Origin of the sequence: Chitinophaga sp. CF118, assembly GCF_900112615.1 — a bacterium.
Lineage (GTDB): Bacteria > Bacteroidota > Bacteroidia > Chitinophagales > Chitinophagaceae > Chitinophaga.
In genome coordinates this window covers 1-26,043 of the sequence record NZ_FOMK01000002.1, presented here as the reverse complement: position 1 = coordinate 26,043, position 26,043 = coordinate 1, and the positions used below count along the sequence as shown (strand labels likewise).

The following is a 26,043-nucleotide window of genomic DNA, read 5'->3' as shown; positions in this document are numbered from 1 at the left end:
ATCTCTTTGCAGGTATTATATATTGGAAGCCCGTGTATAGTTCAACTATTGACCCATTGCCTGCCATTCTTTAACTATTAAAATCAAACACGTTATGAGGATTATCAGAAACAAAAGTGTGTAAACTACCAGGATGTTATCTCATTCTGAGTAAAACCAAAATCTGTCATGCCGGTAGCCAGCTGTTACACTCGGCATGCTATTTCTAAACTTTGTCAAACTTTAAAGTATGAAAAATTCAGGCCTGTTGAAGGTCAGGCATTCTCATGTCTGGCAGTCAATACCATTGCGTATGAAAATAACTTTACTTCTTACTTTATTAATCGCTTTCCAGTCACCCGTAAATGTCTTTTCCAGGGAAATAACATTTTCCGTTACCCAGGATATTACCCTTAAAGGAAAAGTGGTAGATAAGAATGGTGACCCGGTTATTGGTGCTACTATCAAAATAGTGGGTACTTCACGTGGTACCACAACTAGTCCGGATGGTTCATTTACGTTGAGCATTCCGGCAAATGCACAATTAACTATTAGTGCAATCGGTTTCTTATCACAAACGATTGATGTAAAAAATAATGCTCCGCTCAATATCATGCTGGAAGCGGATAGCAAGGGATTGAGCGAAGTGGTGGTTGTAGGGTATGGCTCACAGAAAAAGGAAGCTGTGGCAGGTGCAATTGCTTCCGTAAAAGGTGCAGAACTAATCAAATCACCAGCTACCAATCTATCAAACTCTATCGCAGGCCGCATGCCTGGTGTAACAGCCATGCAGAACAGCGGAGAACCCGGATATGATGGTTCTTCCCTGCGCATCCGCGGCTCCAACACTCTGGGTAACAACGATCCCCTCGTTGTTATTGATGGTGTGGCGGCTCGCACCGGTGGGCTTGAAAGACTAAATCCCGTTGATGTAGAAAGTATCTCCGTATTGAAAGATGCTTCTGCCGCTATCTATGGTGCAAGAGCAGCAAACGGTGTAATTCTCGTCACTACCAAACGAGGTAAAAGCGGTAAACCTCAACTGACTTATTCCTTCAACCAGGGATGGTCGCAACCAACACATATCCCGGATATGGCCGATGCTGCGCAATATGCACAGATACGGGATGAATTAAGCCTTTACAGGGATGTGCCAGCCAACGAATGGGATGCTGCCTGGAAAGTATATAAACAGAATGGCACTTACACTTCTCCTGTTACGAATAAACAATGGAATGTAGCTTTCGGACAGGAAGAGATTCAAAAATACAAAGACGGTAACGATCCCTGGTTACATCCTAATACTGACTGGTACAAATCTACTTTCAAGACCTGGGCTCCACAATCCAATCATAGCCTGCAGATCTCAGGAGGTAATGATGCTATGCGTTATCTGGCATCTTTCGGTTATCAGTCACAGGATGCTTATTACAAACAATCTGCTACCGGTTACGATCAGTACAGCCTGCGTGTTAATCTGGACGGCAGGATCAACAAATATATGAGTGTAAGTGTAGATGTGCTGGGGCGTCAGGAATATCGTCATTTCCCCACCCGCAATGCCAGCGACATTTTCCGGATGCTGATGCGTGGAAAACCTACAGAACCCGCCTATTGGCCAAACGGGTTACCTGGTCCGGATATTGAATACGGAAACAACCCGGTGGTGATCACCACTGATCAGACAGGGTATGACAGGGATAAGCGTTACTTTATGCAGACTAATGCCCGCCTGGATGTGACAGTACCCTGGGTAGATGGCTTAAAGCTGAGTGGTAACGTTGCCTTCGATAAATATCTCAAACGTACCAAAACATGGATGACACCATGGTACCTCTATACCTGGGATAAGAAGACATATGAAGCAGATGGTACCACTCCATTACTTGTAAAAGGTAAACGTGGTATTGATCAGGCTACACTTGCCCAGGGTGACGAAGATCAGAGTAATATGCTGTTACGTGGATTACTCACCTACGATCATACCTTCAATAAAAAACATACAGTCAACCTGGTTTTTGGGGTAGAAAGGGAAACTGTGAACTCTGATAACTTCAATGCTTCCCGTAAATATTTTACCTCCTCTCTGATCGACCAGATGCTTGCTGGTGGCGAACTCGAAAAAAATAATGGAGGTAGTGCCTGGGACCGTGCCCGTCTTAATTATTTCGGTCGTGCTGCCTATAATTATAAAGAGAAATACCTTGCTGAATTTGTATGGCGTTATGATGGTTCCTATATGTTCCCTTCAACGTCCCGGTTTGGTTTCTTCCCTGGTATCATGGCCGGATGGCGTATTTCAGAGGAGAACTTCTGGAAAAACAATGTGCCTGTTGTGAATTACCTGAAGCTGCGTGCTTCCTGGGGTAAACTCGGGAATGATCAGATCTACTTCGATGATGATAATGATGGTGAACTCACCCTCCAGGAATACCAATATTATTCTACCTATGGATTTGACAGTTATATCCTGGGCGGTACTGTTGCAAAATCGTTGTTCGAAGCTCGTATCCCTAATCCATATATCACCTGGGAGGTGGCCAATAACTATAACGTAGGGCTGGATGGTGCACTGCTCAATGGAAAGATCTACTTTGAACTGGATGCGTTTATCAATAAACGTACAGGCATTTTAGTAAGGAGAAATGCCTCTATTCCACAAAGTACCGGTTTAACATTACCTGCTGAAAACATTGGTAAAGTAGATAACAAAGGATGGGAATTCCGCATAGGCTATAACAATAAAATTGGCAATGATTTCCGTTACGATGTGAGTGTGAATGGTGGTGTTTCCAAAAACAAGATCGTATTCTGGGACGAAACTCCTGGTGCTCCTTCCTGGCAGCGTTCTACAGGTCAGCCAATGAATACCGCATTATATTACCAGTATGATGGTGTGTTTAAGGATTTTGATGCCATCAACAAAAATACAATAGACTACAGCGCACTCACGAACAACCTGCGTCCGGGCGATATGAAATTTAAGGACGTTAATGCTGATGGTAAGATTAATGGGGATGATAAAGTGCGTAATTCCAAAAGTACACAACCTACTTTCACCGGTGGGCTGAACATCAGTCTGCAATACAGGAATTTTGACTGTACCATCCTGATGCAGGGCGCACTTGGTGGTGCATTGCCTGTGAATACCGAATCCGGAGAGATTGGCAACTTTACACAGGACTACTCCGATCATCACTGGAGTCCGGATAACCCGAGCAGCGTTGATCCGCGGGTAAATGACCGCAATGATACCTATTGGGCCACCGGTAACACTTACTGGTTACGCAATACTAACTACCTGCGCCTCAAGAACCTGGAACTGGGCTACGGATTGGGAGATCTTCTGAGGAAAAGAATAGGTATCAACAGTTTGAGAATCTATGCCAACTGTCTCAATCTGTTCACCATTGATAAGCTGAAGATTTTTGATCCAGAATCTATCAATGGAAATGGTCGGTATTATCCGCAGGCAAGAGTGATCAATGCAGGCTTTACGTTAACTTTTTAAAGTATGATTGGTATGAAGCAGATTATTAAAAAAATATACTTCGGCATTACACTGGCTACTGTATTAACAACGGGTGCCTGTAAAACTGATTTTCTGAGTACGAAGCCCTTGGGCGAAGCGACCGCAGACGATGTATGGAAAGATCCTGCATTAACGGAAGCATTTGTAAACGATATCTATAATGGTCTGAGTAGCGGTGGATTCTTGGAAACTATGCTGGCCTCCGCTACGGATGAAACTATGTTCACCCATAACTACGGACTGAAAAACATGGTGGAATCTACTATCAGTCCTACGGATGCCGAATTTGTAACAAGCCGTGGTACTTTCCAGTGGGGTGAAATGTATAAAAGAATCCGTGCCTGCAATGTGTTCTTTTCGAATATAAATAAGGTGCCGTTCGATAAACCCGCATTGGGAGAAAGATTAAGAGGAGAAGTATTTTTTCTCCGGGCTTTCTATTATCATCAACTGGTACGTGCATATGGTGGCGTTCCATTGGTTGATAACGTGTATGGTTTGGATGATAACGATTATACCAAAGCCCGTAACACTTTTGCTGAATGTGTAGATCATATTGTTAATGATTGCGATTCTGCTGCAAAGTATCTGAATGGCAAGGAAGCTATTATAGTAAAAGGGCGTGCGAATGAAGGAGGTGCATTGTCATTAAAATCACGCGTTTTATTATATGCTGCCAGCGATCTGCATGATCTTCCTACCGCCAAGGCAAAGTCTCCCATTATCGCCGCTGCACAATCACCGGAAGTGCTGGGATATCCCTCTGGTGATCGTATTGAACGCTGGCAGAAAGCAAAAGCTGCTGCAAAAGCCGTGATAGATCTGGGCGCTTATTCCCTGGCTTTTCCTAATCCGGCAAGTGCATCTGAGGCTAGTAGTAACTATCAGCAGATGTTTCTGAAAGATAACAGTGAAAGTATTTTTAGCCGTTATTTCTCGAATAACAAATCAGAAGCAGGCGGACAGATTGGCTTATACAATGGATTAAATGGTTATCATAATTGGTCTGGTAATACACCTACTCAATTACTGATAGATGATTATGAGATGAGCGACGGCACACCATTTAACTGGAATGTAACCGCGCATAAAGCGAATCCCTATAGTAACCGCGACCCGCGTTTTTATGCTACCATTCTTTATGATGGAGCTAACTGGCGGCCGCGCCCTTCAGATGTAACGGATAAAGATCCGGCTAACCAGGTACAGACCGGTGCGTATGAAGTGTGGGATGCGGTGGCCCAGAAGGCAATCCCCAACCCCGGACTAGATACTCGTCAGGGACCTGTAGAAGACTGGAATGGCAGCTTCACCGGTTATTATATTAAGAAATTCATAGACCCGGCTGTAGATGCACAGTATTTCCACCAGGAAGTACCTTATCCATTCTTCCGGTATACAGAGGTAATTCTTAATTATGTGGAGGCCTGCATAGAATTAGGAGAGGAGGGAGATGCCCGCACTTATCTGAATGCCATCCGTACCCGTGCAGGAATGCCGGCCATCACAGCATCCGGTGCTGCCCTGAAAACGGAATATCAGCATGAACGGGAAATTGAAATGGTGTTTGAAGAGCAGCGTTTCTTTGATGTACGCCGCTGGATGATTGCTCCTGAAACTATTGGCCGTGCGTTAAAGGGTATTAATGTGGCGGGTAAGCTGAAAGCGGGAAGCAAGGTCACTTTGTACAAATACGATCCGGCTAATTACGATTATACCTATACGCCGGTAACTCTCGTAAATGAGAATCGCTTGTGGCTGGATAAAATGTACTTTATGCCAATACAACGTGATGAAATAAACCGAAATAACAAACTGGTGCAGAACCCGGGATACTAGTCGTCAGACTTAGCCAAAATCTTTATATTGAACAGGCTTCCAGTTTTGGAAGCCTGTTCTTTTTCAAAAAAGAGCCTGTTTTCCACTCATCAAATAAATAGTAAAGGGAGCCCCTGGTATTTCGTAATTTGGGTTGGCTTTAATCACAATCTTTATAAATGACCCATATTATGCTTATGTACAAAATGAGTAAGGTGTTTATGTCAGCCGCTATAATAATAGCAGGCATCAACACTGCGTACGCAGGTACCGGAGGCCCTGGTAAACCGGGCGCAACGGATAGTCCTGTAAAACCGGATGCCGACAATGCAGGATTGAAATTACCTGCAGGCTTTGGTGCTTTAAAAGCGGCGGATGGAATCGGGCATTCCCGTCACATTACCGTAACCGCTTCCGGTGATATTTATGTAAAACTGGACCGGCCCAAAGAGGGTAAAGGTATTCTGTTACTAAAGGATACAAATGGCGACGGTAAGGTCGACAAACAAACAGGCTTTGGTACTTATGGCGGAACAGGAATTATCATAAAAGGAAATTACCTGTATGCTTCTTCCAATACAGAAGTATTCCGTTATAAGCTGGATGCTAAACAACAGACAGTTGACCCCGAACATCCGGAAAAGATTGTTACCGGCTTAATCGATCGTCATCAGCATGAATCTAAATCACTTGCGCTTGATAACGAGGGTAACATCTACGTAAACATAGGAGCCTTCTCCAATTCCTGCCAGGAAAAGGACAGGACTAAAGGTTCTATGGGGATGAAACCATGCCCTGTGCTCGACTCTGCGGGAGGTATCTGGCAATTCAAAGCAGATAAAGCGGGACAAACCTATGGTGATGGTGTGCGTTATGCTACCGGTTTACGTAATGTGGTAGGGCTGGACTGGAACCAGCAGTTGAATCAGTTGTTCGTTATGCAGCATGGCCGTGATCAGTTGCATGACCTGTTCCCTGATCTCTATGATGAAAAACAGTCAGCAGATCTGCCTGCAGAATGTATGTATGCTATAAAGAAAGGTGCTGATTATGGCTGGCCATACATCTATTACGATCCTGAACAGCATAAAAAGATGCTGGCTCCTGAATATGGTGGCGATGGTAAAAAGACAGCCGGCGAAGGAGTAGAAGATCCTGTAGTTGCTTTTCCTGCACACATGGGCCCTAATGGTCTGTTATTCTACACGGGTACTCAGTTCCCTGAAAAATACCGTAATGGCGCTTTTATTGCTTTCCACGGTTCCTGGAACCGCTCACCTGAAGATCAGGCAGGATACTTTGTAGTATTCGTACCTTTTAAAGATGGCAAACCTTCCGGCAAATGGGAAGTATTTGCAGATGGCTTTGCAGGCCCTGCACCGGTTAAATCTCCCGGCCAGGCTCAGCACCGCCCCTGTGGACTGGCACAAGGCCCGGATGGCTCTTTATATATATCTGATGACGTAAAAGGAACAATCTACAGGATTGTTTATAAGGGTAAATAGTATGAACAAATGGATTCTGACAGGCATCACAGCAATAATTGCCATATCGGTGCCTGCTACTGCTCAGGTGAAAAAAACAGCACCTGTAAAGAATGCAGCACAGCAAAAACCTACAGCCGTAAGCGTAACTGCTTCAATTGCAAGGGGGAAGATTTTATATAAGGAAATCTGTGCCACTTGTCATCAGGCAGATGGCACAGGAGTACCAAGAATGAATCCGCCGTTGATCAAAACAAAGTACGTGCTGGGAGATAAAACGAAACTCATTAAAGTATTACTGCTCGGACTAAACGAAGATGTAGAGATTGAGGGAGAATATTATTCCAATCCTATGCCGGCACAGGCAGCCCTTAAAGATGAGGAAATTGCAGATGTGCTTACTTTTGTTCGTAATAACTTCGGGAATAAGGCTGCTGCAATTACGCCAGCCCAGGTGAAGATGGTGAGAGCAACTATAAAATAAATGGATGATTGTCAATAAGATTGGGGCCCCGGTATGCCTGAGTTACTAGCAGCTCCGGGGAGTCTCTGAGAGTAGCGCATTTATAAAACATCGGTAAGCCATAGGTTGGTCATCCTTTCATCGCTTGGTACAGCGAACAAAGGATGATCAACCTATGGTTTACCGATAACCTATTTATAAACTATTGTGCCAGACACCTGCCACTTACCTCCTTGTTTCGTAAAGGACTCTTTTAAGTCTACCCTTTATTGTCTTTTGATTCCCCTGAATTTTACTACTATTAGTATAAAAAAGTTTTATCAATTAATATTTTTTATATATTTGTTTCCGGGACCCTATGGAGCAATAATAACTAAGCAATCGGACAAGAGCCCAATACCTATTAATCCTCAGTTAGTTATTACGTGAGATCTGTTAACTTATGAATCCAAAGTTACTTTGAGTAGAACTGTACGCACTATTTATTTATTATTGGTAATCATTTTATATTCTTTCCAGATCAAATCTCAGGATGTGGGTGCTATTGGTAAAGGACAGGCCTTGAAAGTTAATGGGGGAATAGCCATGAATAGTATTTTTTATACTTCTAATGGCCCCGCTACTCGTAGTCCTTTTAGTTTCTTTATAAATGGTAATATTAATTTCAACCTGTACGGATGGAGTGTACCATTAACATTTGCTTATACTAACCACACATTTAGCTACACCCAGCCTTTTAATCAATATAGTCTGAATCCAACTTATAAGTGGTTAACAACACATATCGGATGGACAAGCATGAATTTTTCGCCCTATACACTCAATGGACACCAGTTTTTCGGAGTGGGTGTGGAAGCCGCACCTCCGGGCAGATTGCACTACAGCGCTATGTATGGGCGATTGCAAAAGGCTATAGGCATAGATACTGCCCATCCGGAATACCTTCCTGCGTATAAACGTATGGGTTACGGTATTAAAATTGAATATGCAGGAGACAATTATAATCTTGGTATTAATTTATTCCGTGCAAAAGATGATATAAATTCTGTGCGTGCAATACCGGATAGTTTGCAGGTAGTGCCACAGGAAAATATCGCCATAGGATTTACAGGGGGCTTTACCATTTACAAACACATTACGTTTACCGGTGAATATGCTACCAGTCAGATGACACGCGATATCCGCTCTCCATTGGCTGAACATGGGGCTTTTAATGTCACTAATCCATTTATTCGTAACCGCACTTCTACCGGTATTTATCATGCTTACAAAGCAGGTATAAATTATAATGTTCAATCATTTACATTAGGTATTGGTTATGAAAGGGTAGATCCAGAGTATGCTACGCTGGGGGCATATTATTTTACGAACGACTTCCAGAATATCACTGTTAACTTCTCTCAAAGTATTTTCAATCATAAGGTGACGATTGGTGGAAATGCAGGTGTCCAGAACGATGATCTCGCTCATAAAAAAATCAGCAATATGCGTCGCCTTGTAGGTTCACTTAATGTTAACTATACCGCCAGTGACAGGTTACAGTTTGATGCATCTTATGGGAACTTTCAATCGTTCACCAATATCAAACCGCAGTTTGCTGTGGTGAATCAACTAACGCCTTATGACAATCTTGATACACTGAATTATGTGCAGATATCGCAGAATGCAAATCTTAACATGAACTACCAGTTGGCAGGTAACAAAAAACGACGACAAAGCCTCAATGTCAATTTTTCTTATCAGCAGGCCACTGAAAAGCAGGCCGGACATGCTGATACTACAGGCGGGACTAAGTTTTATAATACCAATGCCGGATACAATCTGTCTTTAGTACCTACGGCTACTACTGTTACGGTGGCACTGAATTTAAGTTATTCTGTACTACCTGGAAATAACTCTCTGGCCTGGGGACCTACTCTGGCTGTTGGACAAGCATTTTTTAATAAGAAGATAAAAACCCGTTTGTCTGCATCTTACAATACCAGTGCAAACAACGGAGCCACTCAGATGAGTGTTGTAAATCTAAGGGGGAGCGCAGGATATACCTGGAAAAGAAAACACAATTTTAATCTTAGTGTTGTTTCACTTTTCAGGAATAATATGCGGGCGCAGACAAGTTCACCGGCGCATCTTTTCGATTTGACAACAACTGCAGGTTATAGCTATAGCTTTTAACAGGGACAAACTGCCTATTATTATTTCGTGTATACTTTACTGTTTTAATGATGAACCTACTTCAAAAATATTCTACGCTGTCTACCCGGATCTTATCATGTTTACTCCATGTGAGGAAAACATATATACTGTTAATGACAGTAGGTTTGCTCTCATCGTCTTTGCTGCAGGCGCAGCAGATATACCCGGTACAGGTGAATACGATTATTATTCCCCCTTACAGTCCGTATACCAGCGATTACGTAAACTCTGTCAATGATAAACTGATTGTAAACCTGCTGCTGCGTGACCTTGAGGCATCCAATGTGCAGGTGCGTCTCCGGGTAAACATAGAAGGGCAAGGCGTTAGTCTGCGTACGAACCCTACTGCCAATATACCTATCATTACTCTTGATGGTGGTATACCCGAACGTTTAAGTGGTACTGACCTTGCTCCATATTTCAATGCGGATAATTTAATACTGAATGGTATCACCGCAGCAAAATACCGGCAAAAAGGCGGGCAATTACCGGAAGGGTTTTACAGGGTTTGTTTTGATGTATATGAAGTTAAAACAGGAGCGAAACTAAGTGTAGCCAGTGGATGTGCTAATGCATGGATTGTGATGAATGATCCACCATTGATTAACTTCCCTGCCAATAATGCGAATGTAGCGGTAAATGATCCGCAGTATGTTACTTTTCAGTGGACTCCCCGCCATAAAGGATCCCCTAACTCAGCTTTTAGTACAGAATATGTTTTTCAATTAGTGGAACTGCTGCCCGGGTTTAATTCAAATCCTCAGGCAGCTTTCCTGGCAACTACTCCTTTATATGAAACCACTACCAGCAATACCATGTTGGTATATGGACCTTCTGAACCTCCGCTTACAGCCGGCAGAACATATGTGTTCCGTGTGCAGGCGAAAAGTATGGTGAACGGGGAGGAGATGGATCTCTTCAAGAATAATGGCTACAGCGAAATTTACAGCTTTATATACCTGGGTACCTGCAAAACACCTACCGGACTAACAGCAACGACAAAAGGAAGTTCCCGTTTGGAGATCAGCTGGCTGGGAGGCACGCCAGACCAGGAAGTGTTTGAGCTTTCTTACCGTAAAGCGAATGTAGCTGATGCCAGCTGGTTTAATCAAACAGTAAATGGTAACAAGTATACGCTTTCTGGTTTACTGGCCAATACTGCTTATGAATTCAAAGTAAGAGCAAATTGCAGTGATGGTGCACAGAGTAGTTTTACTCCTTCGCAACAGACTACTACAGCTGCGGGAGATACCACTACTTATAAATGTGGTGTAATACCGGCAGCAATTGCTATTACTAATCAAAGTCCGCTGGAATCCATGAAGGCCGGTGATGAATTCAAAGCTGGCGACTTTGATATCAACGTTACTAAAGTAGAAGGTTCTAAGGGTCGTTTTACCGGGGTGGGATATGTGGTAGTACCTTATCTCAACGATGCTAAAATAGGAGTTAGTTTCTCCAATGTACTTATAAATACAGACTATCAGTTGGCAGAAGGCCAGGTGATTACACAGTATGACGCTACCTGGAGTGGTATTAATGATCTGGATAAATACTTTGAAGGTGGAGGCACAACTGGTGCAGTTGTTACGGGTAAAGACAGTGCAGATATTACAGTGCCTGTAGTTATCAATAAACCTGAGGATATTAAAGTTACGCCGCATGATAGCACCGGGGTAACGCTTACGATTACTGGCAGTAACGGAGAGACTATTACCAAAGAAGTAGCCAATGTACCTGTAACAGTGAAGGATGCTGCTGGAAATGTATATAGTGTTACTAAAGACGGAGATGATTATAAGGTAACACAGATTGCAAAAGGTGGTACTAATCAGGGATTACCTGCTGCTTCCCAATTGAATCAGTTACATGCAGATAAAGCTGTTGTGCGCTTTACATCTCATCCTGCACAGGTATATGCATTTGATGCATGGAATCCTGTGTATAGTAATAGTCTGTTATTTGGTGCCGAATATCAAAAACTTGCCAACGATTATTATGTGCCTGCAAAAGCAACAGTAGCAGGTAAGCCGGACGTAATAACAGCGGAAATCAGCATAAAGGATAAGTCTATAAATCCAGACAGTATTTATTTTATCACAGGAAAAGGTACTGTATTTACAAGTTATAAGAATGCTGACAGCAGTACTTACACTGTAAATATAGTGGGTGGAGGCTCAAATGATGCGCAGGAATTATATGCTGTGTATCTCCCTGCCGGAAGTCAGACACCTATAACACTGGGTAAAGTTTTAATCGCTTCTTATCAGGCGCTGGAACGCAAACTGGTATTGGTTCCTGTCAATGGCGAGATGCCGGATGCTGATGAACTGGAACAGAAACTGAACAGTATATATGATTCTGTGGGTGTTCATTGGACAGTTGTCACTGATGAACCGTTTACAGATGAATCACTATGGGATAGTGATAATGACCATCTGCTGAATGTTACAGGAAGTGGTGTGTTCAGCACAGAAACGGCTGAGATGAAAGCGCTGCATGCAGCTTATGCGTCAGCACGCGGAGTGAATGCACAATCTGTATATCTGTTTGTACTGAAAGGTGGTACTGGTGCAGAGAGTCAGGTACTGCGCGGAGATATGCCACGTGCAAAACAATACGGTTACATCTTTACAGACCGTAATAATGACGTAGCTGCAACTGTTGCGCATGAAGTCGGCCATGGTGTATTCCATCTGAAACATACTTTTGATGGTTTTGGCTTCACTGACAGTGACCTGAAGGATAACGTCATGAATTATCATGATGGTACCCGCTTTACTAAAATGCAATGGGATGCTATACATGACCCTGCGATAGTATGGGGTGTGTTTGAGAAAGATGGAGATGCTGCACAGGCGATAGTAACTGATATGACGGCATTGAAGAAATTCGTAAATCCTGACGGTACTTATACTTTCTTAAGTCTGGCAGGCAAGCCGCTGACGATAAAAGGTAAGTTGTCAATGGTCAGCTTCTCTACTTCTACAGATATCTGGCTCTCCGATAATAGTGATGTGCCTTTAGGAGCATTGGTTGCTTTCCAGGTAAACGATAAGTATTACAACGCGGTGAAATCAGGTGCCAACAAAAGTTTCAATGGATATTTAGATTCACTGGATAAGAAAACTTTTTACCTTGATTCTGTCAGCATTCTTAAAAAGTATATCAATGTATTGGTAGGTATACCATGCTTGAACAATGGTGCGCCGGTTTTCAAAGTATTCCCGACAAATTACCTGACTGCCAATGATAATATGGCTAAGGTTGATAAGTATAATAAGGGAGATGGCACACTTAAAGACATATTCTTCTTATCTGAATACCTGAATGGTGTGGATGCTGCTATAGAGGTTTTTGCAGATATGCCTGCGCTTACACAAAATGAAATTCTATTCCTCAGTACTTGCGGAATTGAAGGAAATCTTTGTGGTGAAAATGCATTATACGCCTATAAGGCGGCCTCCCTGATCAGAAAGATGCCGAATATGATTAATTGTGTGACAGATGCACAATCAGCAGCAAATTTACAGGTGGATGCAGATAACCGTTCATTATATACACAGCCGGATGCAACTTACGTAGCTAAGACGTATGTAGAAACGGCTATCATGAAACAGGAGTATGAGAGAAGGCATAAAGAGTCAAAAGGCTTCTATAAATATCTATATCAGACACTTAATATTTATTACAACTCCATTCAGAATAAGTCACTGGAGCTGAAAGATCAGACTGATGTTGATAATGTTGTAGATATGCTTGATGGGAACAATGTGAGAGGTCGTTCCTGTGTAATAAAATGTATGCCGCTCAATCTGCGCACTTCATTATTACATCTGCATACGCAAAGGACATGGACGAATTCGAAAGAAAGTCTGATGGCTGATCTGGTGGAAATGACACCAGATGATCAGATGTCAGGCCTGCTCGATGAACTTGAAGGTAAGGATAAGAAGTATGAACTACTCAGAACTTTGTTTAACGACATTAATGGTGGAGATATTGACCGTCTTATTGGTCGCGTATCTAATTCCTTAACGAAGTTAAAACCCAATACGAATTCGAATATTCTTAAATGGCCGGAAAAAGTAGATGATGCACCAACGGATGCCACTGCATTCATAGGCGTTATCAAGATAACAGCAAATGACGTAGATGGCTTAAAGGCGTTTACAAAAGCTGATATGAATGAAAGTACGGGTCAGATTACTTTCACTTATTATAATAAATCAGATCCATTGCATCACGGCAAGGAACATACAACCAAGTATGCATGCGGCCCGTATGATTATGTACATCTGAGGTTCATGGATGACTACCGGTTTGCTAAGCTGGGTGCTAATGAGAAGATTACGCAGGGGTCAGAAATTGTAGTACCAGCTATATGGGCTTACTGGTTAATTCAGCGCCAGGAAACAATTGAGAACTGGAACAGTGTGAGAATTGGTGTAAATGTGGGTGCTGTGATACTCTCTGTTGCTACAATGGAACCGGGCCCCTTACTCGCGGCAGAAGTACTCTTTAACGGTATCGATATTGGCTTTACGTTGGCCGAAGATGACATTGCAAGCCATGGAACTGATACACAGAAACATTATAGTGAATTGTGGAACCAGATTTACATGTTGTATGGTGGGGTTATGATTTCGAAGGTGTTAGTTGTAAATGTTGCTCCCAGGGTAATTCAGACTGTTACCCGTTATACTATTAATACTACACAGCTATTAGGTGATGTTGCCGGTTCTCTGACAAAAACTGTTAAATCAGCTGCGGACCTGGAGGCGGCGCTGGATAGGTTCCTGGTATTATTATCATCTACTACAGAGTTGAGTGCTGCGGGTAGAAACCTGTTTTACTCTACAGTGCTGGCCTGGAAGCTAAATATGAGTGTGCTGAAGTTTGCAAAACTTATTCCAGGAACGGAATTGCTGGTATCGCAAGGGGCTAAAGTGAGTATGCAGGTACCGAAAGGCTTTGCACAGCAGGTTGCAACTGCGGCCTTAAAAGATGGTGATATTGTGCTGCAGGATATTAGCTGGTATAGTGCTTCCGCTCATGGTGAAGTAGAGAGTGTTGTCAGTACTTTCAAAAATATCAAGTATGAAAGTGCTGCAGGTAAAGCCCCGATAGTTGGTGATCTGGAAGCTGTAAAGACAGTTGGGGGAAGCATTGTCATGCGGGTGGTGAATAATGAGGCTCGTTATGCACTCAGACAGGCATTTAATATCGGAGAAGACCTGGCCGCCCTGTTAAGCGACAATGAGGCATTTATGAAACTCTTTAACGGGGAATCAATGCTTATTAAAGCACTTAAAGATAGCAGGCTGACAGGTGAGTCTGTAATTATAAAAGGTGTGAAAACAGACCTTCGTGATGCGCTGCTGAATGTTATTGGTAAGAATAACTATGCAGAGCAAATAGAGGGAATGTTTACTAAGGCTAATCAATTGGCAAAGGCTCCTTTTGAAACGAAACCATTTGTTGCAATAAGAGAAGAATATAAGAAGTTCTTTGCTTTATTCTCCAATAAAAAAGGTTTCACAGTAGCAGGAAGTGATAAGACATTCTTCAAGATGTTCTACCGGGCTATGGATAGATATGACCTGGTAGCTATTGAAAAGGAATTTGGACCAGATGCCGTTAAACTGGTTAATGAATTACAGGAAATGTCAATCTCTGAGATGGCGGCATTAGATAAAGCTACACGTGGTCCAGTGCTCAGCGGTGTTTTAAACCCGGCAACCGGAAAAAGGTATTTTGGGATAAATCTTACTGCAGAGGAGCTGGGTAGATTTGGAATCATTCCTGGGGATGGACAAGTTCTGCTAAATAACACTAAATTCATCACTGAATGGGTTGATAAACTTCATCCTGTTTTGCAAAAGCGTGTGATGGATTTTCTGAAAAAGCTTGCAGAAAATCCTAGCATGATTGATTTAACAGCTGGAATACCCGGTACCCATGCCGAAATCAGGGCACTGGACCAGGCATTGAAAGAGATACCGGGAGCTACTGATGCTACATTGAAAGAATTAATTTTACATAACAGGAGTCTGGCACCTGAAACGGGGCCACTAGGATTCCCTCCAAGATGTAATTATTGTAATCCATTAACTACTGATGTAATAATAATACTACATAACTAATGAAAAAGGATGAGCTATATATGAACTTTTCATATGTAAATAATACCTCAGAAAAAGATTCTGCAGTGGAATATTATTACATGGAATTAGATGGGCAACCATACACCGGCATGGTGTATGGTGAGCACCCTGTTCATATTAATACAAAAGAGTATGATGCAGCAGTGGTAAATGGCCGTTTTCATGGATGGATGATCTCCTATTATCCGAATGGAGAAGTTTCTGATATGCAGAAATACAGAGAAGGTTTTGCACATGGAAAATGTTACAGATGGGATAAAGAAGGAAATGTCAAATCTTCAGGATTGAAGCAATATGGTCTCTATGTTTCATATAAAGAATGGGACAGTGATGGCAACCTTATTGAAAATTATAAAATGCCTGAAAGCGGTGAAAGATATGACGCATACATGGCTTTTAAAAAAGAAGCTGACAAGAAATGGACAATAAAGACCTATGAAGATGAAGATGATCAAGGTTTTGATGGTGAATAATATCTGATACCCTATTGAAATAATATCCTTAAAATCCTGTATCGCGCATGCGAAAGTACTTATACCTATGGATCATCGTTACCGGTTGTTTACTGGCAAATAGCAATGCTTTTGCAGGGAAAGACCTGACGACATCCACCATTGACCCTGTATCTGCAACTGTGCCTGTAGATACTTCCATGTCTGCACAGATAGCTGCTGCTTTATTCGATGAGATCGATAAAGAGAACAACTATGTGGAGGATATTACACCTGATGATCTGCAGAAGCTCCCTATCGGCAACAAACGTACGCTGAGTAATGTGGAGTATACTGTGGGTATTACACAGGTGAAAATGAATCCCACCTATGCGGAGTTTACAGCCTTTTTGAGAATTAAGATACCCCAACAGGGTACCACGGCTGCAAAGGATTTATTCTTTGGTGCACATGGTGTTAAACTCTCCCGTGGCGGTGGTTTGATAGGTGATGCCAAGCTGGCTCTGCTGGGCGATTTTCCTATTGATCTTGGTGGCGGGAAAGTGAAGCTGATATTGAAGGGTGCTTTTGACAGCAAGAACAATATGGTGAATGGTGGTGAGCCGCAAACATATGCCAGTATTGATTGCTCCGGGTTTAAGGAACTTAGCCTCAATGCAGATGTGATCTTCTCTCGCGATATCCTGCTGCCTGTTAATGCTAATGGGGATGTGGATACGGGAATGGTTAAAGGTAATTTTAAGGCGGTAGCTGGCGACTGGAATGATATCCTCGTAAAAATTAATCTGCCTGATTTTCAGATAAAAGGAGTAAAGGATTTTGGTTTTAGTATCAACGAAGCGGTTTTTGACTTCAGTGACCTGCGTAATGATCCTGCTACTAAATTCCCCCAGGGCTATGAAGCGGATTACCTGCTACCAGGTAATTCAAACGTATGGAGAGGGGTGTATATCAGTAGCCTTCGTGTAGATCTGCCCCGGCAATTAAAGCGGGGGAGTAATAATCAGCGTATAAGTATTACAGGGAAGAATATCCTGATCGATAATCAGGGCTTCAGTGGTATCGTTACAGCCGATAGTCTTGTTAGTATTGGTGATGGTTCTGCAGGAACCTGGCCATTCTCTATCGATAGGTTTTCGTTAGAGGTAAGAGCTAATAGCCTGAAGGGTGCAGGATTTGGAGGTACGATAAAATTACCGGTAGATGAGAAGACATCATTCCTGTATGATGCAATGATCAGTCCGGGTAATGAATACCTGCTCACTGTAAAACCTAAAGATACCCTGCAGTTCGAATTTCTGCGGGCTTCAAAGGTTACCCTGTATAAGAACTCATCCATTGAATTAAGAGTACTGGATGGTAAGTTCCTGCCCAAGGCTACCCTGAGTGGTAAAATGACCATTAATGCATCTCTGAAATCAGATGCGCCGGTTACAGATAGCAGCCTGGGCAAAATGCCTGGAATAGAGTTTAAGGAATTACAACTGCAAACAGTATCTCCCAAGATCCAGGTAGCCAGCTTCGGATATGATGGCGACATCTCTATTGGTAATTTCCCGGCCAGCATCAGCAATATTGAGGTAGCTGCCAGCAATGACCAGGCAAGATTAGCTTTCACCGTTGCAGTACATCTGGCTGGTGAAGGAGATGGTGGATTTGCTGCAGGAGCGAGGCTGGAACTCATTGGCCAGATAGGTACAAAGAATAACCATGATAACTGGAAGTTTCAGAAGATGAAACTGGATAGCCTGGGTGTTCACTTTGATAATAGTGGTATTGAGCTGGATGGCCATATCATTATTTTTGAGGATGATCCTATTTATGGTAAAGGCTTTGCCGGTGATCTCACACTGAATCTGAAGAAGCTGAAAGTGAAAGTAGAGGCCAAAGCGGTTTTTGGCCGCCTGCCTACATACCGGTATTGGTACGCCGATGCTTTTGCTGACCTGGGTGTAGCGGGGATACCTATTTTCCCTGGATTCAAGCTCAATGGTCTTGGTGGTGGTGCGTATTCACATATGCGACTGGCAGGTAAAAGTGATGCTAAAACGGGTATAGGTGTTACACCTACCGGCTACCTCTATAAACCTGATAATACTATCAGTTTTGGTTTTAAAGCATCTGTAGGTTTTGCCACACAGTCAGATAAGGTACTTAATGGTCGTGCTACCCTGGAAATAGCCTTCCTCAGTACCGGAGGTATAGCTTATATCCATTTTGATGGTACCGCAAAAATTGCATGCGTACTGCCGGCAAACTTTATTGATGGTGTTGCTGAGAACATGGATAAATTGAATTTCAACAATGCAGAATCTCAGAAGGCATATGATAAAGACAGGGAGAAAATTTCTGATGCTCCTATAACTGCTGTCGCCAGTCTGGATATTGACTTTGTAAACAATTCCCTGCACGGTGTATTTGAAGCGTATATAAATGCCGGTCCTTTAAAAGGGACAGGCCCTAATTATAAAGCGGGGACAGTCGTAATTCACTTTGATCCAAATGAATGGTATATCAATGTTGGACGACCAGATAACCGTTGTGGAATCGGGTTTGGGTTAGGACCTATTAATCTGAAGGTAGGTTCGTACTTTATGGTAGGAAATAACCTGCCTGGTAGTCCGCCGCCACCGGATATCCTGGCAGATATATTGGGTGTAGAAAAGGAGCAGCTTGACTATATGCGTGATCTTAACGCCCTCGGTTCCGGAAAAGGTATTGCCTTTGGTGCAAATCTTTCCCTGAGTACAGGAGATCTCACCTTCCTTATGTTCTATGCCAGCTTCGATATGGGATTAGGTTTTGATATCATGTTGAAAGATTATGGAACTGACGTTCATTGTAAAGGTCATTCAGGTCCTATAGGTATGAACGGATGGTATGCTAACGGACAAGCCTATGCATACTTACAGGGTGATGTAGGGATTAGTTTCAAGCTGTTTATGAAACGGCGTAAAATAAGTATTCTGAAACTAGGTGTAGGAGTGTTGGTTCAGGCTAAATTGCCTAATCCTTTCTGGTTCACTGGTTATGCAGGTGGGTATTATTCTGTGATGGGTGGACTGATAAAGGGTAAATGCAGATTCAAAGTTACATTGGGAGAAGAGTGTGAAATAGAAGGCAGTAATCCGCTGGGTGATGTGCCGGTGATTACAGACCTTACTCCACGTGATCAATCTAAAGATATAGACGTATTTGGCGCTCCACAGGCTGTATTCAATATCGCTTTGAATAAGACAATGGAGCTGGAAGACGATAATGGTAATACTAAGCAATACCGTGCAACACTTGACTTCTTCAACATCTCAAATGGTGGTGCAAACCTGGCTGGTGATTTAAAATGGTCTGAGAATAATGATGCAGTTGCATTCTATTCTTCTGAAATCCTGCCTCCTCATACTTCCCTGAAAGCGACTGTGCAGGTACGTTTTGAAGAACAGGTAAGTGGTAGCTGGCGCCCTGTGATGACGAATGGTAAGGTGACAACAGAAAATAAAACCATTACGTTTACTACCGGCGATGCTCCGGAAAGTATTCCGCTGAGCAATGTACAATATGCTTACCCGGTAGTAGATCAGCAGCATTATTTCTCCGGCGAATCCAACAGCGGGTATATCCGGTTGAAAAGAGGACAATCCTACCTGTTTGATCAGGCTACGGGCTGGTCGCAGCAATTACAGGTGCAGGATAAAACGGGTAATGTTCAGGCGTTATCCATTGCATATGATACCGCCAATAAACAGGTAATGTTTACCATGCCAACGCTCAGTAAGCAAACTTCCTATACGCTGGATATTGTGAATCTTCCTCCGGGAACACAAGGTGCAGGTCAGTCTGTCAGCAATTCCTATGTACAGGTTAGCGGAGCAGATAGTACAGGTGGAGATTTGTCTATAAGGAATAATCAGGCCAGTGGTAATATGTCTAACAGTAGTGTTGGTGCAAAGGATATTCTTAAATATGACTTTAGTACCAGTATGTATACTACGCTCGCACAGAAAATAGGTGCTGTATCTATTACCAAAGTATTGAGAGAACCTATCTTCCTGCCTGATGTACATGCATTACAGGTGCTGATGCAGGATATTGAACTGTTTGATGCTGTAGAACTGAGAGGATCTGAGTATACTGACAATAAACCGTTGATAATGCCTACGGCTATACTGACAGGTAATCATTATTTCGAACAGGAGATTAATCCGTTAATCTATAGCAGTTATCCGTATGGAGGCCTGGTAAATCTGCCACGTACCGCAGAGCAGTCATTAATTCCGGCATGGTCCATATTCCCGATAGAGAATTACTATAACTATCCCGAAGCAGACCGTTTGCCATTCCGTTACCATCTGCCATACCAGTTCAAAACGGATATGTATAATATCCAGGTACAACTTGCCGGACAAATGATCCGTGGTGGTGTGGATCCTGCATGGCAGCGTATTCTTACAAGCATGTTCCCGCTGATAGAAGGAGGCAACTACGACTTACAGCTGCAGTATATGATGCCTGGTAAGAAGGGGGGAAGTATCGGGAAATTAACATTGTTCAATCCTATTAACTAAACGTATGCGAGACCTGAAAGGCTTTAGGGCCAGTGTTAGAATTATGGCTTTTGTTTGTCTGGTGGCATTAGTGCCAAAAGTAAAAGCCCAGCAGAAATCATCATCAGCACCACCACCCACTCCTGCGGTGATGGTGCTGGCGAAGCCACAAAAGGATGCCATCTGGTTACGTTGGGCAATCAACTCTCCGCTGGCATGGAAGTATGCTAATAATTACGGTTATACGATAGAAAGATATACCATTACCCGTGGGGGACACGCGTTGACCATACCGGAAAGGAAACTGCTTACACCGGTGCCAGTGAAACCACATCCGCAGCCCGACTGGAAGCCGCTTACAGATAGCAGCGATGGTGCTGCTATTATAGCAATGGCGCTGTATGGAGAGAGTTTTAAATCCACTATTGAACAAGGCAAAGGAGGGATGATGGAGATAGCCAGCAAGGCCACCGAGCTGGAAGAGCGTTTCGGCTATGCATTATTTGCATGTGACGGGAATTTTGGTCTGGCAAAATTTGCTGGTCTTGGATGGGTGGATTCCACCGCAAAGCAGGATGAGAAATACCTGTACCGCGTATTTACGAATATCCCTGCTGCTAAAATGAAAACAGATACTGGCGCAGCTTATGTGGGATTAAAAGATTATCAGGTTTTACCACCGCCACTGGATCTGTCTGCTGTTTTCAATGACCGCAAGGCCATGCTTAGCTGGAATTTTACATTGCTGAAACAGATTTACAACAGTTATATTATTGAACGTTCAGAAGGTGCAGGAAAACCATTTGTGCGAATAAATGCACAGCCGCTGGTAAATGCAAATGAACGTGACAGCAGTGGACCTACACGTATTTATTATGTGGATAGTCTTCCGCAGAACTTTGCTACCTATATGTACCGTGTAAAAGGAATGGATGCCTTTGGTGAATATGGAGCTCCTTCGGATACAGTTACTGGTCAGGGATTGCCGTCATTACCATATAACCCACGCATCACAGCATCCGATATCACAGGTTCAAATCAGGTGAGCTTCGGCTGGGAATTTCCAAAGGAAGGTAATGCACTTATCAAGAGCTTCAGTATAGTAAGTGCACCTAATGTAGGTGGGCCTTATGATACATTACAGGCAAACATTCCGGCATCCGAACGTAAATGGATACTTAAAAAACCGCTACAGGCATCTAACTATATGGCAGTTGTTGCCAATGGACTAGATGGTACCCATGCACCTTCTTTTCCTGTGCTGGTGCAACCGATAGACTCCATTCCTCCTGCAGTTCCTTCATTGTTAAAGGGAAAGGTAGATACAACAGGTCGCGTTACCATTCACTGGCCAGCCAATATGGAAAAAGATCTGATGGGATATCGTATTTTCAGAGGAACCCGCGCTGATGCAGAGTTTATTCAGCTTACGGTTTCTCCGCAGGCAGATACTGTTTTCTATGATACAGTACAGGTAAATACATTGCATACTAAGATTTATTATAAGATACAGGCGGTGGATCAGCGTTATAACACGTCTAAATTTTCCGATATCCTGGAATTAACGAAACCGGACTTACAGGCTCCGTCTGCGCCGGCATTTAAACATTACAGCATTGAAGGCGGGAAAGTGAAACTTTACTGGATTAACAGTTATGAAAAAACGGTTGCCAGTTACCAGGTATTGCGTAAACGTAAAGATTCCGTTTTTGCTGTATGGCAGGTATTGAAAGATATTCCCAACGCTGGTGCTGAAGAAGATAGTTTGACAGATCCTATACCATTAAGAGATGTAGAGTATCAATATACAGTGCAGTCAATTGGTGCCAATGGAAAAATATCACCCCAGGCTACCCCACTCACCATTTATATTGCTAAAGATATTACCAGCATTTCCCGGCCAAAAATAAGCTGTAAGGCAGATAGAGAGGAGAAGGCAATTATAATTAGCTGGCGTATGGAGCAGGGCGATGTTGCACAATACTGGCTGTACCGTGCAGAAGGTGACCAGCCACCTGCATTGCTGCAAACATTCACTGGTGCAAAGCAGGACTATACCGACAGCCAATTGAGAATAAATACCATTTACCAATACACGATTAAGGCGATACTAAAGAGTGGCCAGCAAAGTCAATTCTCTGTAATTGAAAAAGTGACATACTAGTGGCGCTATCTTCAAATAATAATGGAATGAAAAAAATATTACTCTTTTTAAGTTGTATACTTTTCTCGCTGTGTAGTGTGGCTCAGAAGGGTGCACCCAATCTTTTACGTATTCATGCCAATATCGTAGTACCGGCAGGTAATAATTATACGGTTACATTATATAAAACTGACTGGCAGGGATCCGGTAAACAGAAAATATTTGAAAGAGCAAATTTTTCACCTACTTCTACATTAGTGATCGATACCAACCTTTATATGACTGCACTACTTTCACATGTATATGCGGATGTTAGCAGAACTGGTTGCGCTAACCAGGAGTATGATTATGTTATTCCTGGAAACTCTGGTACCGGAAGATCATTTTATCTGGGTTGCGCTCCTCAGCAGGTGCATTTTGATCTCTATAATTCGAGAGTGCTGATGATTAATAATGTGGACCGTGCCCCGGCTGATAACGTTTATACCACTGATGAGACAATACGTTTTGAATATAGTTATTGTAGTGCGAGTGCGGGCAGCTGTTATGGACAATGGCAATATAGTCTTGATGCACAGACGTATGCTAACTTGCCCAATTACATGGATTTTACCAACAACTATACTTCACGTACGTTGAAACAGACTTTTGGCACGGACTACGTCAATTTTATTGGTAAACCTGTCTTCTTCCGTGCTACAATGTCGTCAAGTTATTATAACGCATATACTTTAGAATCTGATAGTTCACATTATCCCAGGCTGGCCAGTGAAGGATCTAATCCATGGGTATTATATTTTTACCCCACTACGCCGATACCTGTTGCCGTGACAGGAGCATCTCCTTTATGTTCTTATAGTGTTAGTAATTCTGTAACTGTAAAATTTGACAGGGATATGATACCAGGTGAGGTGCTAAAACCCATCTCTATCTATAAATTTAATTCACCTACAGACTCCATTATCTGGGATCAGACTAATACTGATATTACCAGTCTGGATGTCAATAAAAGTGTAACAATTACAGGATTGCGTGATATGCCTCCAGGTGATTACAGCCTTACCGTAGAAGGAAAGTATGGGAGTGTAGTGGAAGTAAACAGAACCTATTATCATTTTACTATTACGGCTCCGGCCCCTGTAACATTCTCCGTTCAGCCGGTTGATGCTACCTGCTTCGGTGGTAATAATGGATCCGTAACCATTACAGCTGCGGGAGGTAATAATACATATCAATATTCCAAAAATAATGGCGTTACATGGCAGGCCGGTAATGTATTCAATGGCCTGATAAAAGGTGATTATACTATTCTTGTAAAAGATGGCAATGGATGTTTAGCTGCTGCATCACAAGTAGCTACAGTAGGGCAGCCGCCTACCGGTATATCATCCAATATTTCTGTGGCGCTTGATCCCAAAGGTTATCATACTTATGATGGCAGCGCGGGCATCAGTGTGAGTGGTGGTGCATCTCCTTATACCTATGCCTGGAACAATGGAGAAAGTACTGCAACTATTACAGGTCTTGGTGGTGGAACTTTTGATGTAGTGGCAACGGATTTGAATGGATGTACTACTTCTCAAAGTATTTTACTTGTAGAACCGGATTCACTGGTAGTAGGTTTCACAACTACTCCTATCAGTTGTAAGGGCGATGGCGATGGGGCATTACAGGCAAATGTGACAGGAGGAGTGGGTCCATACACTTATTTATGGAATACGAATAAAATTACCCGGAAAATCACCGGGTTAGTAACAGCGACTTATTCAGTAACGATTACTGATGCTAATAATAATCAAGCAATTGACAGTATTGATCTTGCAGAACCGGACTTACTGATACTGGGACTTACGCCTACCAATGTTACCTGTTATGGCGTGGCAAATGGAATAGTGTTAAGTAATACTACCGGTGGTACTTTGCCTTATCAGTATACCTGGAGCAATGGAGCTACTACAGCTAATGTAAACAATCTTCCTCCGGGCGACTATTATCTGGATATTAAAGATGCACATGGGTGTGTAACAACTGCTGACACAACCATTACACAACCGGATGATTTAGCTGCTACTGGGGTCATTACCACACCAACACGTTATGGTTCTACAGATGGAGGTGTTGTTACTACTGTAGGAGGAGGTACATTGCCTTATCAGTATGCATGGAGTAATAGCACTGTTGCGCCAGATCTGAGTAACGTAGGTGATGGTAGTTATAATCTTACTATTACTGATGCTCATAATTGCAGTCTTGTGAGAACATTTGTGTTGCATGAACCGGACCCACTGGTGTTGGCATTACAACAACAGGCGCCGGTCCTTTGTCATGACAGTACACAAGGACAGGTATATGGTTATGTTACCGGAGGGGTGCGGCCTTACGTATATGCGTGGTCAAATGGTGCTGCAGATTCAGTAGCAAAGAAGTTACTTGCAGGGACATATCATTTGAAAGTTACAGATATGAGTGGTGTAATAGCAGAAGCTGATATTAAACTTACACAACCACCGGCATTGAATACCACTTTTGTACTTCAGGAAGTGGGATGTAATGGTGAAGCAAATGGTGCCGCCACAGCTACGGTAAGTGGTGGCGTAGCGCCTTATTTGTATTCCTGGAGCAACGGCTCTGTTGATACCAGTATTAAAAATTTAGAAGCAGGTGATTATATTTTAAAAGTAACCGATGCCAATGGATGTATCTTAAATTCTACCGCGGCGGTTATAGCACCTGGTGCGCTGGCCATAGGAGAAACCATAAAAGAGCCTACCTGTACAGGTTTCCAGGATGCTGCTATTACCCTGCTACCGTCCGGAGGGCGTTTACCATATACTTATCAATGGAGTACTGGTAGCACAAATAAGGATATACAGCAACTGGGTGCCGGTACTTATACTGTACAGATGAAAGATAGTACAGGGTGTTTGATAGGTCATACATATACCCTCGTAGATCCACAGCCATTAACTGTTTCTTTGGGTGTTGACCGTACGCTTTGTAAAGGTCAGGTAGCAGTTACAGATGGTACTATTCCGAATGGAGCAGATTACAGCTGGAACAGTAATAACGGATATACTGCTCATACGGCTGTGGTAGGAATAAACGAGGCTGGCATTTATGATATAACAGCTACGGATATTGATGGTTGTGTGGCGCATGATACAGTAGTGATTAAAACGGTTGATAATGTAATCAGTGCGGAGTTCCTTGCCAGTACGCAGGCATTTACGGGTGATACAGTGATTGTGGCAAATGTTAGTTCTCCAGC

At 42.7% G+C, this 26,043-nt stretch carries 10 protein-coding genes; all 10 read left to right on the top strand.

The features are described 5' to 3' along the window. Positions 1–229 precede the first annotated feature (229 nt). The gene (locus BM176_RS08435; RefSeq protein ID WP_090101777.1) at positions 230–3,490 is read left to right on the top strand and encodes a SusC/RagA family TonB-linked outer membrane protein; all 3,261 of its coding nucleotides are present in this window, start codon (positions 230–232) and stop codon (positions 3,488–3,490) included. 12 nt (positions 3,491–3,502) lie between these two features. Next, positions 3,503–5,350: a RagB/SusD family nutrient uptake outer membrane protein gene (locus BM176_RS08430; RefSeq protein WP_090103317.1), complete on the top strand. Its 1,848-nt coding sequence runs from the start codon at positions 3,503–3,505 to the stop codon at positions 5,348–5,350. 170 nt (positions 5,351–5,520) lie between these two features. Next, the gene (locus BM176_RS08425; protein ID WP_090103315.1) at positions 5,521–6,834 is read left to right on the top strand and encodes a PQQ-dependent sugar dehydrogenase; all 1,314 of its coding nucleotides are present in this window, start codon (positions 5,521–5,523) and stop codon (positions 6,832–6,834) included. 1 nt (position 6,835) lies between these two features. Next, the gene (locus BM176_RS08420; protein WP_090101775.1) at positions 6,836–7,297 is read left to right on the top strand and encodes a c-type cytochrome; all 462 of its coding nucleotides are present in this window, start codon (positions 6,836–6,838) and stop codon (positions 7,295–7,297) included. Between the two features lie 438 nt (positions 7,298–7,735). After that, a complete protein-coding gene (locus BM176_RS08415) occupies positions 7,736–9,451 on the top strand; it encodes a hypothetical protein (protein WP_143097754.1) in 1,716 nt (571 codons plus the stop codon). Positions 9,452–9,498: 47 nt separating this feature from the next. Continuing rightward, positions 9,499–15,618 (top strand): fibronectin type III domain-containing protein, encoded by a 6,120-nt coding sequence (locus BM176_RS08410; protein WP_090101772.1) that lies wholly within the window; start codon positions 9,499–9,501, stop codon positions 15,616–15,618. A gap of 20 nt (positions 15,619–15,638) precedes the next feature. Beyond that, on the top strand, positions 15,639–16,112 hold the full coding sequence (locus BM176_RS08405) for a toxin-antitoxin system YwqK family antitoxin (protein ID WP_177230339.1): 474 nt from the start codon (positions 15,639–15,641) through the stop codon (positions 16,110–16,112). Positions 16,113–16,159: 47 nt separating this feature from the next. Continuing rightward, positions 16,160–20,653: a hypothetical protein gene (locus tag BM176_RS08400; protein ID WP_090101769.1), complete on the top strand. Its 4,494-nt coding sequence runs from the start codon at positions 16,160–16,162 to the stop codon at positions 20,651–20,653. A gap of 4 nt (positions 20,654–20,657) precedes the next feature. Continuing rightward, positions 20,658–22,796: a fibronectin type III domain-containing protein gene (locus BM176_RS08395; RefSeq protein ID WP_090101766.1), complete on the top strand. Its 2,139-nt coding sequence runs from the start codon at positions 20,658–20,660 to the stop codon at positions 22,794–22,796. Between the two features lie 26 nt (positions 22,797–22,822). Beyond that, positions 22,823–26,043, top strand: a 3,221-nt coding sequence (locus BM176_RS08390; protein WP_177230338.1) for a SprB repeat-containing protein, incomplete at its 3' end; no start/stop codon positions are given.

What these genes read in the sequence shown, in the direction of transcription:
- BM176_RS08435 (WP_090101777.1), top strand. Translation starts at nt 230, where the DNA reads ATGAAAAATTCAGGCCTGTTGAAGGTCAGGCATTCTCATGTCTGGCAG.
- BM176_RS08400 (WP_090101769.1), top strand. Translation starts at nt 16,160, where the DNA reads ATGCGAAAGTACTTATACCTATGGATCATCGTTACCGGTTGTTTACTG.
- BM176_RS08405 (WP_177230339.1), top strand. Translation starts at nt 15,639, where the DNA reads ATGAACTTTTCATATGTAAATAATACCTCAGAAAAAGATTCTGCAGTG.
- BM176_RS08420 (WP_090101775.1), top strand. Translation starts at nt 6,836, where the DNA reads ATGAACAAATGGATTCTGACAGGCATCACAGCAATAATTGCCATATCG.
- BM176_RS08410 (WP_090101772.1), top strand. Translation starts at nt 9,499, where the DNA reads ATGATGAACCTACTTCAAAAATATTCTACGCTGTCTACCCGGATCTTA.
- BM176_RS08430 (WP_090103317.1), top strand. Translation starts at nt 3,503, where the DNA reads ATGAAGCAGATTATTAAAAAAATATACTTCGGCATTACACTGGCTACT.
- BM176_RS08395 (WP_090101766.1), top strand. Translation starts at nt 20,658, where the DNA reads ATGCGAGACCTGAAAGGCTTTAGGGCCAGTGTTAGAATTATGGCTTTT.
- BM176_RS08425 (WP_090103315.1), top strand. Translation starts at nt 5,521, where the DNA reads ATGCTTATGTACAAAATGAGTAAGGTGTTTATGTCAGCCGCTATAATA.